Origin of the sequence: Legionella cincinnatiensis, assembly GCF_900452415.1 — a bacterium.
Classification (GTDB): domain Bacteria; phylum Pseudomonadota; class Gammaproteobacteria; order Legionellales; family Legionellaceae; genus Legionella; species Legionella cincinnatiensis.
Map to the genome: position 1 here is coordinate 1,005,810 of NZ_UGNX01000001.1, position 17,436 is coordinate 1,023,245.

The window sequence follows — 17,436 nt, forward strand, 5'->3', positions numbered from 1 at the left end:
TTCATCTGGAATAACCAGACGTTCATTAAAAAAATGGGTAAATAAAGAGGTAACACAAGCGACTTGTATTGAGCAGTAAAGCATATAATTTTGAGGTAATTGAGATTATATGGTCAAGAAGAGAAGCGCAAACGGTGGATGCCTTGGCAGTAAGAGGCGAAGAAGGACGTGGAATCCTGCGAAAAGCTTTGGTGAGCTGGAAACGAGCGCTGAGCCAAAGATGTCCGAATGGGGGAACCCGGCCATGCGTGAGCATGGTCATCTATGACTGAATACATAGGTTATAGAGGCGAACTCGGGGAACTGAAACATCTAAGTACCCGAAGGAAAAGAAATCAAAAGAGATTCTCCAAGTAGCGGCGAGCGAACGGGGAGGAGCCTGGCGTGATTTATTGTGAGAGGAAGTGGAACAATTTGGGAAAGTTGGCGATAGAGGGTGAAAGCCCCGTACACGGGAAGCTCATGAAGAACTAGGCACGCGAATAAGTAGGCCGGGACACGTGTAATCCTGGTTGAAGATGGGTGGACCATCATCCAAGGCTAAATACTCCTTACTGACCGATAGTGAACCAGTACCGTGAGGGAAAGGTGAAAAGAACCCCGGAGAGGGGAGTGAAATAGAACCTGAAACCGTTTGCGTACAAGCAGTGGGAGCATGGCTTAGGCTGTGTGACTGCGTACCTTTTGTATAATGGGTCAGCGAGTTACTTTCAGTGGCGAGGTTAACTGAATAAGGGAGCCGTAGAGAAATCGAGTCTGAATAGGGCGAGAGTCGCTGTGAGTAGACCCGAAACCGGGCGATCTAGTCATGTGCAGGATGAAGGTTGGGTAACACCAAGTGGAGGTCCGAACCGGGTAATGTTGAAAAATTATCGGATGACGTGTGACTAGGAGTGAAAGGCTAATCAAGCCCGGAGATAGCTGGTTCTCCCCGAAAGCTATTTAGGTAGCGCCTCGTGAATGATTGTTGGGGGTAGAGCACTGTTTCGGCTAGGGGGCTGTCATGGCTTACCAAACCGATGCAAACTCCGAATACCGGCTAATTGAATCACGGGAGACACACGGCGGGTGCTAACGTCCGTCGTGAAGAGGGAAACAACCCAGACCGCCAGCTAAGGTCCCCAAGTACTAGTTAAGTGGGAAACGATGTGGGAAGGCACAGACAGCCAGGAGGTTGGCTTAGAAGCAGCCACCCTTTAAAGAAAGCGTAATAGCTCACTGGTCGAGTCGGCCTGCGCGGAAGATGTAACGGGGCTAAAACTAGTCACCGAAGCTGCGGATGTGTGCTAGGCACACGTGGTAGGGGAGCGTTCTGTAAGCTGATGAAGGTGCATTGAGAAGTGTGCTGGAGGTATCAGAAGTGCGAATGCTGACATGAGTAACGATAATGAGGGTGAAAAGCCCTCACGCCGGAAGTCCCAGGTTTCCTGCACGACGTTAATCGGAGCAGGGTGAGTCGGCCCCTAAGGCGAGGCTGAAGAGCGTAGTCGATGGGAACCAGGTTAATATTCCTGGACTTTTTATAAGTGGTGAAGTGGGGACGAAGAAGGCTAGGTGAGCCAGGCGATGGTTGTCCTGGTATGTGCATGTAGGGGGATGGTTTAGGCAAATCCGGACCATTATTAACTCTGAGGTGCGACATGGTGCTGACACTTCGGTGTACGGCGAAGTCATTGATGCCCGGCTTCCAGGAAAAGCTGCTAGCCATAACTTATAGAGAACCGTACCGCAAACCGACACAGGTGGACAGGTAGAGAATACTAAGGCGCTTGAGAGAACTCGGGTGAAGGAACTAGGCAAAATGGTACCGTAACTTCGGGAGAAGGTACGCCCTTTTCGGTGAAGGAATTTACTTTCTGAGCTGGAGAGGGCCGCAGAGACCAGGTGGCTGCGACTGTTTATTAAAAACACAGCACTCTGCAAATTCGTAAGAAGACGTATAGGGTGTGACGCCTGCCCGGTGCCGGAAGGTTAATTGATGGGGTTATCTTCGGAGAAGCTCTTGATCGAAGCCCCGGTAAACGGCGGCCGTAACTATAACGGTCCTAAGGTAGCGAAATTCCTTGTCGGGTAAGTTCCGACCTGCACGAATGGCGTAACGATGGCCACACTGTCTCCACCCGAGACTCAGTGAAATTGAAATCGCTGTGAAGATGCAGTGTACCCGCGGCTAGACGGAAAGACCCCGTGAACCTTTACTATAGTTTTGCACTGGACTTTGATGATGACTGTGTAGGATAGGTGGGAGGCTAAGAAGTATCCACGCTAGTGGGTATGGAGCCGACCTTGAAATACCACCCTGTTGTTATTGAGGTTCTAACTTGGTCCCATTATCTGGGATAAGGACAGTGTATGATGGGTAGTTTGACTGGGGCGGTCTCCTCCCAAAGAGTAACGGAGGAGCACAAAGGTACCCTCGGTACGGTCGGACATCGTACCAAGAGTGTAAAGGCATAAGGGTGCTTGACTGCGAGAGCGACGGCTCGAGCAGGAACGAAAGTTGGTCTTAGTGATCCGGTGGTTCTGAATGGAAGGGCCATCGCTCAACGGATAAAAGGTACTCCGGGGATAACAGGCTGATACCGCCCAAGAGTTCATATCGACGGCGGTGTTTGGCACCTCGATGTCGGCTCATCACATCCTGGGGCTGAAGCAGGTCCCAAGGGTATGGCTGTTCGCCATTTAAAGTGGTACGCGAGCTGGGTTTAGAACGTCGTGAGACAGTTCGGTCCCTATCTGCCGTGGGCGTAGGAAAATTGAGAGGAGCTGCTCCTAGTACGAGAGGACCGGAGTGGACGAACCTCTGGTGTACCGGTTGTCACGCCAGTGGCATTGCCGGGTAGCTAAGTTCGGACGGGATAACCGCTGAAAGCATCTAAGCGGGAAGCCTCCCTCAAGATGAGTTTTCCCTTGAAGCCCGTTGAAGACTACGACGTTGATAGGCAAGGTGTGGAAGCGTAGTAATGCGTGAAGCTAACTTGTACTAATTGGCTGATTGTCTTGACCATATAATCTGAGTTACTTCAGAGTGAAACGAATATAAGTGACACCATGACTCTCTTTGTTTACCGGAAGTAACGCGCTCCAAGGCGCGCTACTCAAAACAGTTTTCCTGGCGACCATAGCGGTTTGGAACCACCTGATTCCATCTCGAACTCAGTAGTGAAACGAACATGCGCCAATGATAGTGTGAGGTTTCCTCATGTGAAAGTAGGTCATCGCCAGGGTCTTTTTCTTAAGCGGCTTTTAGGCCGCTTTTTTTTTTGCTTTTACTTTTATCTGCTAATAATATTTTAAATTAAATTGTGCTATTTTGATTTGATCCAAATACTATTTAACTCACATTGGTTTTGGGGTTTATGAAGTTAAGAAACTGGATCAGCCTGATACAGAGTTATTGTATTTAAAAATAAAAAAGAATAGTTAGTGACCTAAATTTTTATCTCGATAAAAAACAATTAACAAGATACACTCACATTAAAAAAAACCAGGTATTTTTTAATGAAAAAAATTAGCCTAATGATTTTTTGCTTTAAAACTATTTATCTTAAGGATTGCAAATGACACTTGAAAAGCGACTGGTTGAACTGGAAGAAGAAATTGAAACAATTAAAGAAATGAGTCATTTATTAGCTGCAAACAATCAGAGATTAGAAATGCTTCTAGAGCGCATGGATCAACAACTTAGCCACTATGAAAAAACAAAACAACAGGCAGCGATGAATTATGGAGAGTTATTGCATGCTTTTGGCATAATGAATCAACAAAAACAACAGGAGCAGGAGTTTGTAGAAGATGCTCCTGTAGATAATCTGATTAAAAGTACTATCTAACTCAAATACTTATCTTTTAACCGCACATAATGTTGTGCTGAATACTCTAAGTGATCTTGCTCTTGAGCTGTTAACTTTCTAACAGCTTTAGCAGGACGTCCAAGATATAAATAACCACTTTTAAGGATGTTGCCTGGCGTTACTAATGAGCCGGCAGCAACCATTACATGATGTTGTATGTGCACCGCATCTAATATAATTGCTCCCATACCAATAAGGCAAAAATCATCAATCACACACCCATGCAATGCCGCTTGATGACCGATGGTAATTCCTTGACCTAAAATCAAGGACTGGCCGTCAGAGGTATATGGCCCTTCATGAGTAACATGTAACACAGAACCATCTTGGATGTTGCACCTATTTCCTATTTTAATGGAATTGACATCACCGCGAATAACAGCCATAGGCCAAACAGAAACATCATCTCCCAAGTGTACATCACCAATGACTAGGGATTTAGGATCAATATAGACTCGTTGACCTAAAGAAGGAACTTTACCTTGAAAACTACGAATTGCATCATTCATATCAATTACACCATAGTTACAAATTCTTCTGCGCTTGTGGGATGAATAGCAATAGTATTATCAAAGTCTTTTTTGCATGCTCCCATTTTTACAGCGACCCCAAAACCTTGAAGCATTTCGTCGGCACCAAATCCGATAACATGGAGCCCAATAATCTTTTCTTCCTGACCTAAAGTAACTAGTTTCATTACAGTTGGTGTCTTTTGGGTAGTAAAAGCATCAAACATGGGTGTAAAACGAGTTTGATAAACTTTGATGTGTTCTTTACCATATCGCTCAGTTGCTTCTTCCTCACTTAAACCTACAGTTCCCATAGGTGGATGACTAAATATTACCGTACTTATATTCTCATAACTTAAGCAAGCATCGGGTTGTTGACCAAATAAGCGATCTGCCAAGCGACGTCCTGCAGCTATAGCTACTGGGGTAAGCGCAGGTGCGTTAGTAACATCTCCTATAGCATAAATTCCTTTAGTACTTGTGTTTTGAAAAGCATCGACTAAAATCAAACCCTGCTTATCGGTTGTCACGTGTGCCTTTTCTAGCTGCAGATGGGATGTTCGAGGGGATCTCCCCACTGCAACAATGATCACATCTATATCGTGAATAATAGAGCCGCTTTGACATACAATCGATTTTCTACCATCACTATGTAAATTTATTTCTTGGGCACGATGATTTTGGTGAATGTGAATTCCTTGCTGTTGCATGATTTCTAGCAGAGTATCGCCTAAAATGGAGTCGAAGCGACTTAAAGGCTTTGTGCCTCTCATTAAAAGATGAGTTTCGCTGCCCAGAGTATGTAAGACCCCTGCTAACTCAACACCAATGTAGCCACTACCAATTACGGCTACTTTTTTAGGCTGTTTTGTCAAGGAAAAGAAACCATCTGAATCAATTGCATGTTGTATTCCATGAATTTGTGGTTGGGATGGTTCGCCTCCAGTTGCAATAATAATATGAGGTGCTTGATAAAGCGCATCATTTACTTTGATTGTGTGTTCGTTATGAAACTCACCTTTACCTTGAATGAGCGTGATGTCGTATTGAGATAGACGTTTTGCGTAGTTTTCTCTTAGCCTATCGATATATGAATTACGCTGATTGACAAGAGTATGCCAATCCAGGTGTACCGTCACAGAATTAAATCCATAATCAGGTGCATGGTGAAGCATGTCAGCAATCATGGATGCATTGAACATGATCTTTTTAGGAACGCATCCCAAATTGACACAAGTCCCTCCTAAGTGACTCGCTTCAATCACTGCTACTTTGGAACCATATTTTGCAGCGCGCACAGCACTGGCAATACCGCCGCTTCCGCCACCAATGACAATAAGATCAAAATGTTTGTTTTTCATAGACTTTTTTAGAAAAATAAGTTTATATTATCAGGAACTGTCCAAGTAACCAACTCATTATTTTAAAGTGAGTGCGGGATAAGAAGGCGAATCATTACCCCGGAGCGTTCGGGCTGAGGAGGCGCATCAGCGCCGCTTGAAATCTTGACAGGTGCTTTTGAACCCGATGTCAAGGCTTCGAGACGGCGTCTACGCCTCCTCAGCCCGAACGGTTCGTGATAGAGACTCGTTATAATTATATTCTTATCCATAACTGACATTAAGTTAATGGCAGTGCTCCTCAGGCCGAACGACACTAGGCAGGCATTGAATCGAATGAAATCTCTATCTTGAACTTACGCTATTTTGGCATAAATGATGCATCAAATAATTATTTGATGGATAAAGTTGAGTTTTTCAGCACCTCAGGTTGCTTTTCAGGAGAGTTGTTCTTTTTTTACTAGTCGTAGTTTTATTTGCTACTGATTATCTTTTACATAAAATTTGTAATCTTTTATTTCTGATCGTTCGTCCTTAGGCATCATCAAGGATTAGATGATTTGGGTGATACATTTTTCTTTTTGTGCAATTTAGGTGAGTGTTATGAATCAATAATCATTAATAAGGAGATTAATGTGGCAATGATTAAGATTAGCCGGATTGTTGTACTTGGAGATAGTTTGTCTGATAGAGGAACTTTTGATAAACGTAAATTATTTGGATTTATTCCTTTAGGTGATTTTTATGAAGTAGGGTTTGATGCCCCTAGAGGTAGATTTACGAATGGATTTGTTTGGGGAGACTATTTTGTAACGGCGATTATTGAGGATTTTGAAATCGATTATGTAAGAAAAAAATTAAAAATTAACCATGATCCTCGGGGCAATGCTGATGTAGGCGATGCAATTTTAACTAATGATTTAAACATACTGAAAAAAAATGAAAAAGCATTTAGTTTAAATAATGATAAACATATTTTATTTAAAGGAGAACGTTTTGCACGTTTTTATTGTGAAGCGGGGTTAACCTCTGATAACTATGTGAGACAATTTACAATAAATCCTAAATATGAGTTTCTAAGGTTAATATTAGCCAGACTTGAAGATAAACAAAGACAACTCTCTGATGAGGATAAAAAATATAAAATCACTAAACAAGAAAAATCTGAAACCTTGATTATTGAATGGTCTGGAGCTAATGATTTGCTGACTGTTAATGCAGAGCCAACTTTAATTGAGGCGGATAACGCAGTGAGTGCTCGTATCGCAAATCTTGAAATTCTTATTCAGCAAGGTTATAGAAATTTTGTATTGTTAAATTTACCCGATCTTTCGTTAACTCCCAGATTTCAAGCAAAAAGTAAAAAAGAACAAGAAAATGCAGCCAAATGTTCTGAATATTTTAATGATCAATTAGAAACCAGAATAAAACAACTTATTGAAAAATATAAAGATTTAAATATACCCTTGAATGTTTCAGTATTTGATGTCAATACTCCATTTAAAAATATATACACTCATTGTGAAGACTATGGATTTGATAAAGATAAATTAAAATCACCTTATATTGATTCGGAAGAATTTAAACAAAATCAAAAAAATCCAGAATATCAAGAGAAACATATCTCTCCTGCAGATGGTTATATGTTTTGGGATGACATACATCCCAGTATGGATACCCATAGTTGGTTAGCTGTAATGTTTAAAGAAGCTTATAATAAGGTTTTTAAATTTACCCCACCAGAACCCATAAAAAGAAGATGCAGTAAAGAAGCGGAAGACAGGGTCCACCCTTGTATCCCAGCTTCGTATACTCATTTGCCTGCTGATGTGACAAAAATAATAAATACTATTTGTTTCGATGCAAACAATTTAGATCAATCCTGGTGTCCGCAACGCCGCGAAGAAGGTGAATTGTTAAAACAGTTTGTTTTTGAACTGAAATGTCAAAGTGGTAATTTGCATGAAATAGATACATTGATAAAAAAATTTACCAAAGACACTGAGAATATGAAAATAATAAAAAGACATCAGTATCCTATTTATGATTTTTTTGCGGGTAAGAAAACTACTCGTTTGGAAGACGCGATTAAGGCACTGGCAACGGCAGTTAACGAGCATCTTCATGTTTCGAAACAAATGACTATGAATTAGTTCTTAAACCTAGTAAGAGCTGATGCTGTAAGGTGAAATTTTTAGCAAGTTTGCTGTCTTTAGAACTTCCGCTTTTGCGGCGTTGTTGCATAGATTAACAACGCCGCTGTTGTGGAAGGGGGTATTTTTCAGGCTATAGTTATTCAGTAATTACTTTAAATTTCACCTCAATATTATTACGAGTCGCATTTGAGTATGGGCAAACTTTATCTGCTTTTGCTACTAGTTCTTCCGCATCTTTTTGATTTAAACCTTCTATATAAGCATGTATTTCAATTCCAAGCTTAAATCCTTTTTCAGGGGTTGGATATAAGGAGACTTGAGAGAGAATAGAGGCTTCTTTAAGAGGTATGTGCTCTAATCGAGCTACATGACGAATGGCACTTTCAAAGCACGCAGAATATCCGGCAGCAAATAGTTCTTCAGGATTTGTACCCCCGCCTTGACCACCTAGCTCTTTAGGCATCGCTAGGTCGATTTTTAATAAGCCATCTGATGTTTCAATATGTCCATTTCTGCCGCCGTGTGTACGTGCTGTGGCTGTGTAAAGTGCTTTCATCTTAGTCCTTTAATTAAGTTAGATATAAAAAAATATTATTTAGTTAACCTTATATACTTTATTACAATCATTTGGAACTATAGGGCTTTTTACTCCGTAAAATAACCCCTGTTCCTCATAATCGCATATTTGTTGCATATTCAATTCATTGAGGCATTGAGATAAAGTTTTATTGCGACAATAAGGAAAAATTGCATTGGGATTATTTAATGCCTGATACTGTTGGTTTCCCCACTTATCTAAGTGACTGGTATAATAAGTGGTAAAATTATCAACCTTCATTTTCTTGTTCAGCGAGAAGACCTTCATTCCAGGGTAATTATGATGATTACGACTGATGCCTGGCGTAGAGAAGCCATATATGTTAGTGCCATTGTCCAAATGAATTTTTCTGAATTCATCCATATGGGAATGAGAGGTTAATAGGGTGATTTCTCCATATGATTGTTGGTTTTTGTTAAGTATGTTTATAAATTTTTTTAAATATTGTTTGCGCCAAACTGGTTTACCAATATAGGAATCGCCTGGTGGTTCATGCATGGCGATTAATAATTGTTCTGCATGGTGTTCTTTTAATTGTTGGTTCAACCAAGATAGCTGTTCTAAAGCATCTTTTTTCTGGTGAGGGTATGGTGAGAGCAATGGTGTTTCTGCCCATTGATTGGCGTTAAGCGCAATTAAGATGATTTTTTTATTTCCGGGGATGACATAACTTGAATAATAGCCATCATGATACATGTGATCATCGTTAATAATTAGCTCCTTACAATGAGCGCATGCTCCATGCCAATTCGTAGCAAAATTTAAAGGAGAAACTCCATTTGCTCTAAAAGGTTGATAATTTCCACTTAGAGAGTCATTATTACCAGTAACGTAAAAAATGGGTTTTAAGCCTACGTCGTTTACATATAATTCGTCAAATACCTTTTTTTCATAGGCTCCTTTTGTAGTGGTATTAAATAATGAATGAGTGGGTAAATCACCTAAGCAAAGAATAAAGTCTACCTGTTTACTTAATTTTTTGAATTTCTTCATCGTGATGTTGAGAAATTCTGGTCCGGTATCTTCTCCATCACGAGCTACGTTATTTTCACCATAATGAATGTCACTGATGGTGAGAAAATTCAAATTTGCATAGGCGGCATGAATAAACCAACTGATTAAAAAAATAAGCTTAAAGAGTGATTTCAATCAATTTCTCCATAATTTTTTACTTAAACTTTAGGGGCAAATATTGGATAATTTTATCTATTCTTAAGTTGCTTCGTGAATGCTCCAAACTCGCTGTACTTGATTTGGATTTTCTAATGTTTCTACCCATAATAATGTGGGGCCGCCAGCAGGATTTATCGTTAAATTCTTGGAGGATAACATCACTGCAAAAGGATATTTTTTAACAACAGATTGTAATGCGGACCATACTTTGCCAGGATCTCCTTGGTTATCGTTGACGATAAGTTCATTGCTACGATACATCACACTAACACCTTGGTCTTTTAAAGACATACGTATTGCAGACTCCAAACGCCTCCATTTCGCTTGATGCGCTTTTTGTTTCTCAGCTTGAGTCGGATTTAATTGAAAACTAATGCGTTGATGTGGTGAAAAAACGCGACTCAATCGGCTACTACTCGGACTATTTTTTAAGAAATAAGTACATATCGCATCTAAAACAGGGCGTCCAGGACCTGATGATTTTCCAGGTTGTCGGTTGACGTACAAAGCAAAGGCTAAGGTATGGCCATTAGCGGTATAAAGATATCCAGAAAGGCTATTTATTCCAACCATAGTACCTGTTTTAGCACGCACAAAACCTTGTTGGCTTGGGATGCGAAACCTCTTTTGTAAGGTTCCATCACGTCCAGATATGGGCAAAGCAGCTATATATTCGTAGGATAAAGGAAAGCGTTGGTATAAAAACTTTAATAAGGATATGGTTTGTTCAGGAGTGACTAAGCTGTAGCGAGATAAACCTGAACCATCAGTAATGATTGCATTTGTAAAATCAATGCCTGTTTGAGATTGTAAAAAATTTTTAACTATAGGTTGAGCCGATTGCCAGTTAACAGGAGAACCATTAAGTGTTGCTGCTGCATGTAAATACAGGCTGTCTGCATATAAATTATCAGAAGGTTTCAATGTATCAGCCATTAATTGTGATAGAGGTTTTGAATATTGTGTTGCTATTAATAATGAATTACTCGGAGTTTTACCTAATTGCACTTGACCATTAAGTTGAATATGTTCTTTGGCCAATTGACTTTGGATCATTGCCTGGGCATACATTAACGGATTTTTGATTGCCATTCGTTGTTGTACTGCCCATTGCCCAACACCCACGCAACCACGTATCGTTAAATGATTTTCTTTATCTAAACTAAAACCTACACCACAATCTTGAGCTTTGGCTTTAGTCGTTGCTTGATTATTTAAGGTGATGTTTCCTCCGCCATCATCTACTTCAACGAGGGCGGGATCACCTGCGTGTGTTCCTGGATTTACAATAACGGTCAAACGATTTGCATCAAGCATTACTGGTGCGTTAGGGGCGCCATAACTGTATGCTAAGTCAGAGGCTAGCCACCCTGGAGGATAGGGATTCACTTCGGCTACGCTGCTGTCAATATAGACATTACCTTGAATGGTATGAATCTCTAATTCTTTTAAAGAAGACAGAAGTTTTTTGAGGTCCTCTCGACTAAAAGAAGGATCACCGCTGAGTTGCAGGTAAACATTTCCTTGTAAAACACCTTGCTGTATTTTGCCTGCTCCCATACTGAGTTGATTTTTAAAATGGTAATCAGGTCCAAGAACCATTAATGCTGCGGCTTCGGAAAAAAGCTTCATGTTGCTTGCAGGGATATATAATCGTCCAGCATTGCGTCTATATAAAGTTTCTCCTGAGGTAAGATCAACAACAACGGCGCCAAGATTAACGTTCGGATTCATTTGGTTAATTAATCTATCGACTTCATTTTGTACCCGAGCACTTTGTGATACCGAGGATAATGTCACGAAAAATGCGCCAATTAACGTCTTTTTCATCAAGGTCGTTCCTCTTTTTCTTGAAGAGATAAGCATGTTCTAATCATATCGCAAGCCCAAACGCTCCAAAAGTCCCGCAAGCGTATCATTATCATAAAATTTTACTTTGAGCCATCCGCCATTATCAGTATCATTTATTATTTGTACAGGAGCGCCTACTTGTTCCGCTAAGACGCTTTGTAAGCGTTCCACATCACGATCTTTTTTAGCATTTTGAGGAAAAGAGCGTGCATTATTTTTTTGTATTTTTACTGCCTGTTCGAGTTGTCTTACTGACCACTGTTCGTTTATAGCTTGAACCGCCAAATATTCTTGTTGAGCAACATCAAGCCCTACGAGCATGCGGGCATGACCTAGGGATAAGGCTTTATCACGAATTAAATTTTTTATTGGTTCACTTAGGCTTAACAAGCGTAAAATATTAGCAATATGGCTACGTGATTTTCCTACCAGAGTGGCTATTTCATCTTGCTGATAATTAAATTCATCAATTAAACGTCGATAGGCACTTGCTTCTTCAATCAAATTTAAATTTTCGCGTTGAATGTTTTCGATCAAGGTAAGGGCACAAGCTTGCTTGTCCGTGTAGTTTCCTATAAGGCACGGTACGGTTTGCAATCCTGCTATTTTTGCAGCTCTCCAGCGCCTTTCTCCGGCAATAATTTCATAACGATGTTTCGCAATGGTACGCACGATGAGCGGTTCTATTAAGCCTTGTGAGGCAATGGATTGGGCAAGTTCTTGTAAAGCAGTAGTGTTAAAATCTTCTCGTGCTTGATATTGGCCAGCTTGAATGCTTTCAATGGGTAAGTGGTGAAATTCAACGTGCATGGAAAAAACACTCAAATGGAGAATGGGAAATTGTTTCACATTTTGGTGAGAATTAAAATAGCCCTGCCTGGTGAAAACATGATTAAATAATGATAAAAAAACTAATCTTTTAATATAGTGCTATAGCTGCAAAATAAGCTTGTATCGGTGTGTTTTGCAGCTAATTATAGGAGGGTATAAAGATGAAAGTGAAGTGAGTTTTTTTGATTCATTTATACTTGTCTCTTGGTGAAAAGATTGATTTAAGCGCAGGTTGCGCTAAAATGATATAACACGAAGTTAAGGCTCTAGTCTACGTTCCGTGGCTTGTCCACGGGCTCCCGAGCTCTAGTCCTCGTGCGTGATTCTTAAGATTTTGAGCTTTCTCTAAAGAGCAAGTAGCTGTGTGCGTTATCAATCAAATTTCAATATTCCAATTACTATCAAATAAATAAGAGCATAAAAATACAGATTGATTCATTTAAGTCTCTTGTGTATAATAAATGTCATGTCGGACGTTAATAATTCAGGAGTATACATGTTAGAATTAGCACAATTGGAAACGGGTTATGATTTTAACAAGCAAGAATTAAACCTAGAGTATCAAGAATTAACAGATGCGGATATCCCTACAGTTTGTGCCTTTTTAAAAAAACATCCCGACATCACGAACCTTAACCTATCACATAATAATCTAACAGATAAAGGAACTCAACTTTTCATAAATCAAACATCTATTTCAAAACTTAATCTCAGTCATAATGATATAGGTCCTGAAGGAGCGCGATTTTTATCAGAAGATAAACACTTATCTATATTGGATGTGAGTTTTAATCACATAGGTGATGATGGGGCTATCTATTTGTCTAATAATGAAAATTTTAAAGTGCTATATGCTCTTTATAATGATATTAGTGAAGTTGGTGCTAAAGCTTTAGCTAAATCAAAACTTCAAATACTTGATCTATGTTTAAACATTATTAATGATGATGGTGCTATGGCGTTATCAATGAGCAAGACAATACAAGAACTATTAGTAAGTGCTTGCGGCATTACTGATATTGGTGGGATAGCATTAGCTAATAATAATGTCCTAAAATCGTTATTTATTGGTAAGAATGAACTTACTGATAAAAGTGCCAAAACTTTTTCTGACAATACGTCACTAATTATTCTTCATCTGGGTGCAAATCAAATTACCGGTAATGGTGAGAAAGTACTTAAAATGAATAAAAGATTAAAAGATCTAGATTTAGTAGGTAACCCAATAGAAACACAAACTGAAACGAATCAACTCAGTGAAGAGAAACCAATAATTAAACTGGCAAAATTAAGTAAATTAACTTTTATTAATAGTTTAAAAAAAATTCACGATGATCAACAAGAATCTCAAATATTGGATTTATCACCCTAGAGCTCATTTAATGACTTAGTTTATCCCTGTATGTTTTTGGCATAAGTATATTGAAATAAATCTTGATAGTGTCACTATCGATTAAATCTAAAAAAGAACTTTCCTAAAGAAAGTCAATAAAACAATCTCGAAAAAAGTGCTACACTTAAAATTAACAATATGATCAAAAAAAATGACATATTGGTTAAGTGATTTATTGGAGATGTGTTATGCCAACGCCTAAACAAATAAGAGATAGGTTAATACAAGAACAATATCAGAAATTTGTAGTTGCTGATATTGGAACTTTCCGCTGGTGTCTTAATAGAAAATCTCCAGAGGGTGTTGCAAGCGAAAAGCGTTATGATGCATACAGTAAGAATCCCCTATCAAGAACTCCGCCTTTTAATCAATGGAGTTCACCTCAGTTAATTGCTCCAGATACTGCGCAAGGGTTGATTAATTTCGCAAAGAATAGAAATAAAAAAATGGGGTTTACTCTTAATGAAGATAATGAAAAATTGCCTGTGCGAGTGTCTGAATGTAGTAATTTTGCTTATCATTCAGCAGGCGTCTTATTAGATGATCCCGAAATAAGAAAAGATTATGATGTGGCTGTAATAGGTAGCATGTACAATAAAAAAACAGACCAGTATCAGCATAACATAACTTTGCTTGTTCCAAAAGGAACTGTTTTACCACAACCACCTGAGCAATTAACAAAAGAAAATTTTCCATCAGGAACATTAATTGTAGATCCTTGGGCTGTTGGAATGGGACATTCTCCTGAGCATGCATTAGCAGTTACTATGGATAAATTTGCATTTGTACGTTCTCTTTTTCCAGCTACAGTGAACTACCAATCTTCCTTAGATAAAACCCTTGCTGAAACACCCACAGGTAATTTATCACCCTATACAGGTAGTGTTCCTTCTTCAGTTGAACATCCTCGTCCATCAGTTGAGAGTCGTCCACCCAACATTCCAAGAAGTTCAAGCCAACCATCACAACTTCAGTTTAAGGGTTTAGAGCCTCTACCCGAAAACTTTACCCCATTACTAAAACGTTTCGATGAACAATTAAAGGAAGTAAAAAAACAGGCTATAAGTCTAGAGACTAGAGGTCATTCCTCTGCTGCTCTAGAAGCACAAAAATTTTACAATAATTTAGTGGATGAAAGAAATAAATTTATTAAGCAAGAACCTAATGACACAAATAAAAAAGCATTTGTTGATAATTGTAGTAACCATATTCGAGAAGCCCAAAATAGTGAATTAAAACACGCCAGAGGATGGAAAAGCATATTTTTCAATATAGCAAAAGCAGTAGCTTTTGTATTTACGGCGGGTTTCTATACGAAACAAACAACGTCAATTCAGAAAGTAAACTCAATGAAAGAGGCTTTAAACGACATTAAACCTAAGAGTGTAGAAGGGGAGCAATTACAGGAGTCAAATTCTCCACCACGATCTCCTCTTCAACACAGTAACTAATAGGCTTGGGAGAGTTTATTGCAATATCAGTACAATATGTCTGTAAGCTCAAAGCAAACCATACACTATCGCTGAAATCGCAATAATGCCCATAATGGTAGTAAACACATTACTGATCACTGCGGTGCGATATTTTTTCATTGCTGGAATTTTAGCAATCGCATACATGGGCATGATAAACAGAAGTATGGCGATGATGGGGCCTCCCAGCGTTTCTATCATTTTTAAGATATTGGGATTTATCGTAGCGACTAACCAGCAGGTCAATATCATGAAAATTTCCACAATTCGCTGTAATTTAGTGTCACTGAGTGTTATTTTTGAGGGTTTGAACAGATTCATAATAATACTGCTTAGTCCTTCTTTCGCACCCAGATAATGGCCTAAAAACGATTTGGAAATTGCAATAAAAGCAATGATTGGTGCAACAGTAGCAATCAAAGGCGTTTTAAAGTGATTTGCCAGATAGGAGAGTATAGAGATGTTTTGTTGTTTCGCCTGTAATAAGTCTTGAGGAGAAAGACTAAAAACACAGCTAAATACAAAAAACATGACTGAAAATACCATCAATAAATGACTGTATTGCATAATCCACGTACTGTTACGATCGGCATCATGCCCATAGCGCTCTTTTTGATTTACAGCAAAAGAGGAAATAATAGGAGAGTGGTTAAACGAAAATACCATCACAGGGATAACTAACCATAAAGTCATCAGTAATCCATGGCCACCATTAGCATGTAAGGCGTTATTTTGTTGCAAAATGGCATCATTCCAATTGGGAATTAAATAAATGGATAAAAATAAAAGAATTGTTGCAAAAGGATAAACCAGTACGGACATTGATTTTACTATAATTTCTTGTCCAAACCGGACTATGGCCATTAATGCAAGAATAAGGATGATGGCTAAAAGTGCTCTTGGAGGTGCTGAAACACCTAATTGATGCACAAGAAAACTTTCAGTAGTGTTGGTAATTGCTACACTATACATCAGTAGGATTGGGTAGATTGCAAAAAAATACAAGACAGTTAAGATTCGTCCTGAAAAAACACCAAAATGTTCTTCTACTACATTGGTAATATCATTTTTTGTCGTAGAGCCTGATAAAACAAAACGGCATAAAGCGCGATGAGAATAGTGGGTCATCGGAAATGCGAGTAAGGTCATTATAATTAATGGCCAAATCCCATTGAGTCCAGCATCAATAGGCAGAAAAAGAGTTCCTGCTCCAACAGCAGTTCCATAAAGACTTAACATCCAAGTTGTATTGTTTTTTGTCCATGATTTTTTATTTGCGGTTAGCGGTGATAGTAGCGTTGTAGATTCATTCGATGCCATTAAAACAACCCTTAGATGTATACCCAGCATATTCTGTTCTATTTTAACACTATTGGGATAATGTCTCAACAATATTATATGTATCTGAGTAAAAATATAAAGTTCAACTTGCTTTGTACCGCAATTTTTACTCATCTGTAAAGTAAATTTAATTTTCAGGACCTAGCATTCCAGTTTTGTTCCATAAAGTCTATCTCCTGCGTCGCCTAAACCAGGAATAATATAGCCTTTTTCATTGAGCTGTTGGTCTATTGCTGCAGTAAAAATTGGCACCTCTGGATGTTCCTCATGGAACGCTGTTATTCCTTCAGGGGAGGCAAGAAGGCAGAGAAATTTTATGGATTTAGGGCCTAAGGCTTTTATTTCATTGACTGCTGCAATGGCAGAATTGCCAGTGGCTAACATGGGATCAACGACAATGACATCGCGATCTTGGGTGTGTTCTGGAAGTTTGAAATAATATTCAATGGGTTCTAATGTGATAGGATCACGATATAAACCAATATGCCCAATTCTTGCTGTGGGTACAAGTTGTAACATGCCATCGACTAATCCGTTGCCAGCGCGCAAAATAGAAACAAACACCATTTTTTTACCTTTTAAAACAGGAGATTCCATTAACGCTAAAGGAGTTTCGATTACTTCATATTCTATTTCCAAATCACGAGTTATTTCATAAGCCAAAAGCATGCTAATTTCGTGCATTAGGGCGCGAAACTTAACTGTGCTTGTGTCTTTTCGACGCATAATTGTTAATTTATGCTGAATTAATGGGTGTTTGACGACAACAACATGTTGATTATTCATTAGTTACTCCATAAAACGTGTTCATCCAGCTAGGGTCTGTTTCCAATTCTACTTTCTTGGCCAAAATGCTACGATGCTCACATACTTCGTGTATGCTGCGCTTCGCTGCTCGAAAATCAAAGCATTTTGACT

General features: G+C 39.0%; 12 protein-coding genes and 2 rRNA genes. 6 read left to right on the forward strand and 8 right to left on the reverse strand.

Annotated elements, in window-relative coordinates; all coding sequences use genetic code 11:
* Positions 1 to 111 precede the first annotated feature (111 nt).
* From DYH34_RS04545 to DYH34_RS04555, 3 genes are all read left to right on the forward strand, one after another.
* Positions 112 to 3,008 (forward strand): 23S ribosomal RNA (locus tag DYH34_RS04545).
* A 103-nt stretch (positions 3,009 to 3,111) separates the two neighbouring features.
* Positions 3,112 to 3,227 (forward strand): 5S ribosomal RNA (gene rrf / locus DYH34_RS04550).
* Between the two features lie 333 nt (positions 3,228 to 3,560).
* A complete protein-coding gene (locus DYH34_RS04555) occupies positions 3,561 to 3,833 on the forward strand; it encodes a hypothetical protein (protein ID WP_058464997.1) in 273 nt (90 codons plus the stop codon).
* Here DYH34_RS04555 and DYH34_RS04560 read toward each other — a convergent pair.
* On the reverse strand, positions 3,830 to 4,363 hold the full coding sequence (locus tag DYH34_RS04560; RefSeq protein ID WP_058464998.1) for a gamma carbonic anhydrase family protein: 534 nt from the start codon (positions 4,361 to 4,363) through the stop codon (positions 3,830 to 3,832). The two genes, DYH34_RS04555 and DYH34_RS04560, sit on opposite strands and share 4 nt — an antisense overlap.
* A gap of 5 nt (positions 4,364 to 4,368) precedes the next feature.
* On the reverse strand, positions 4,369 to 5,724 hold the full coding sequence (gene gorA / locus DYH34_RS04565; RefSeq protein ID WP_058464999.1) for a glutathione-disulfide reductase: 1,356 nt from the start codon (positions 5,722 to 5,724) through the stop codon (positions 4,369 to 4,371).
* Between the two features lie 620 nt (positions 5,725 to 6,344).
* On the opposite strand from gorA, the gene DYH34_RS04570 reads away from it, so the two are divergent.
* Positions 6,345 to 7,856 carry an SGNH/GDSL hydrolase family protein gene (locus tag DYH34_RS04570; RefSeq protein ID WP_058465022.1) on the forward strand — a complete coding sequence of 504 codons (1,512 nt, stop codon included), beginning with the start codon at positions 6,345 to 6,347 and terminating at the stop codon, positions 7,854 to 7,856.
* 139 nt (positions 7,857 to 7,995) lie between these two features.
* Here the strand turns inward: DYH34_RS04570 and DYH34_RS04575 are convergent, their stop codons facing one another.
* The 4 genes from DYH34_RS04575 to DYH34_RS04590 all read right to left on the reverse strand — a co-directional run bounded on the left by DYH34_RS04575 (position 7,996) and on the right by DYH34_RS04590 (position 12,291).
* On the reverse strand, positions 7,996 to 8,415 hold the full coding sequence (locus DYH34_RS04575) for an organic hydroperoxide resistance protein (protein ID WP_058465000.1): 420 nt from the start codon (positions 8,413 to 8,415) through the stop codon (positions 7,996 to 7,998).
* Positions 8,416 to 8,454: 39 nt separating this feature from the next.
* A complete protein-coding gene (locus DYH34_RS04580; protein ID WP_058465001.1) occupies positions 8,455 to 9,606 on the reverse strand; it encodes a metallophosphoesterase in 1,152 nt (383 codons plus the stop codon).
* Positions 9,607 to 9,669: 63 nt separating this feature from the next.
* Positions 9,670 to 11,460 (reverse strand): D-alanyl-D-alanine carboxypeptidase/D-alanyl-D-alanine endopeptidase, encoded by a 1,791-nt coding sequence (dacB, locus tag DYH34_RS04585; RefSeq protein WP_058465002.1) that lies wholly within the window; start codon positions 11,458 to 11,460, stop codon positions 9,670 to 9,672.
* Positions 11,461 to 11,499: 39 nt separating this feature from the next.
* On the reverse strand, positions 11,500 to 12,291 hold the full coding sequence (locus DYH34_RS04590) for a ParB/RepB/Spo0J family partition protein (RefSeq protein WP_058465003.1): 792 nt from the start codon (positions 12,289 to 12,291) through the stop codon (positions 11,500 to 11,502).
* A 517-nt stretch (positions 12,292 to 12,808) separates the two neighbouring features.
* Between DYH34_RS04590 and DYH34_RS04595 the strand changes: the two genes are divergently transcribed.
* Together DYH34_RS04595 and DYH34_RS18520 are read left to right on the forward strand one after the other, a co-directional pair.
* Complete coding sequence (locus DYH34_RS04595) at positions 12,809 to 13,684, forward strand: leucine-rich repeat domain-containing protein (RefSeq protein WP_058465004.1); 876 nt, start codon at positions 12,809 to 12,811, stop codon at positions 13,682 to 13,684.
* A 209-nt stretch (positions 13,685 to 13,893) separates the two neighbouring features.
* A complete protein-coding gene (locus DYH34_RS18520; RefSeq protein ID WP_058465005.1) occupies positions 13,894 to 15,156 on the forward strand; it encodes a hypothetical protein in 1,263 nt (420 codons plus the stop codon).
* Between the two features lie 48 nt (positions 15,157 to 15,204).
* Here the strand turns inward: DYH34_RS18520 and DYH34_RS04605 are convergent, their stop codons facing one another.
* The gene (locus DYH34_RS04605) at positions 15,205 to 16,497 is read right to left on the reverse strand and encodes a serine/threonine transporter (RefSeq protein ID WP_058465006.1); all 1,293 of its coding nucleotides are present in this window, start codon (positions 16,495 to 16,497) and stop codon (positions 15,205 to 15,207) included.
* Positions 16,498 to 16,659: 162 nt separating this feature from the next.
* A complete protein-coding gene (gene upp / locus DYH34_RS04610; RefSeq protein WP_058465007.1) occupies positions 16,660 to 17,304 on the reverse strand; it encodes a uracil phosphoribosyltransferase in 645 nt (214 codons plus the stop codon).
* Positions 17,305 to 17,436: the final 132 nt, after the last annotated feature.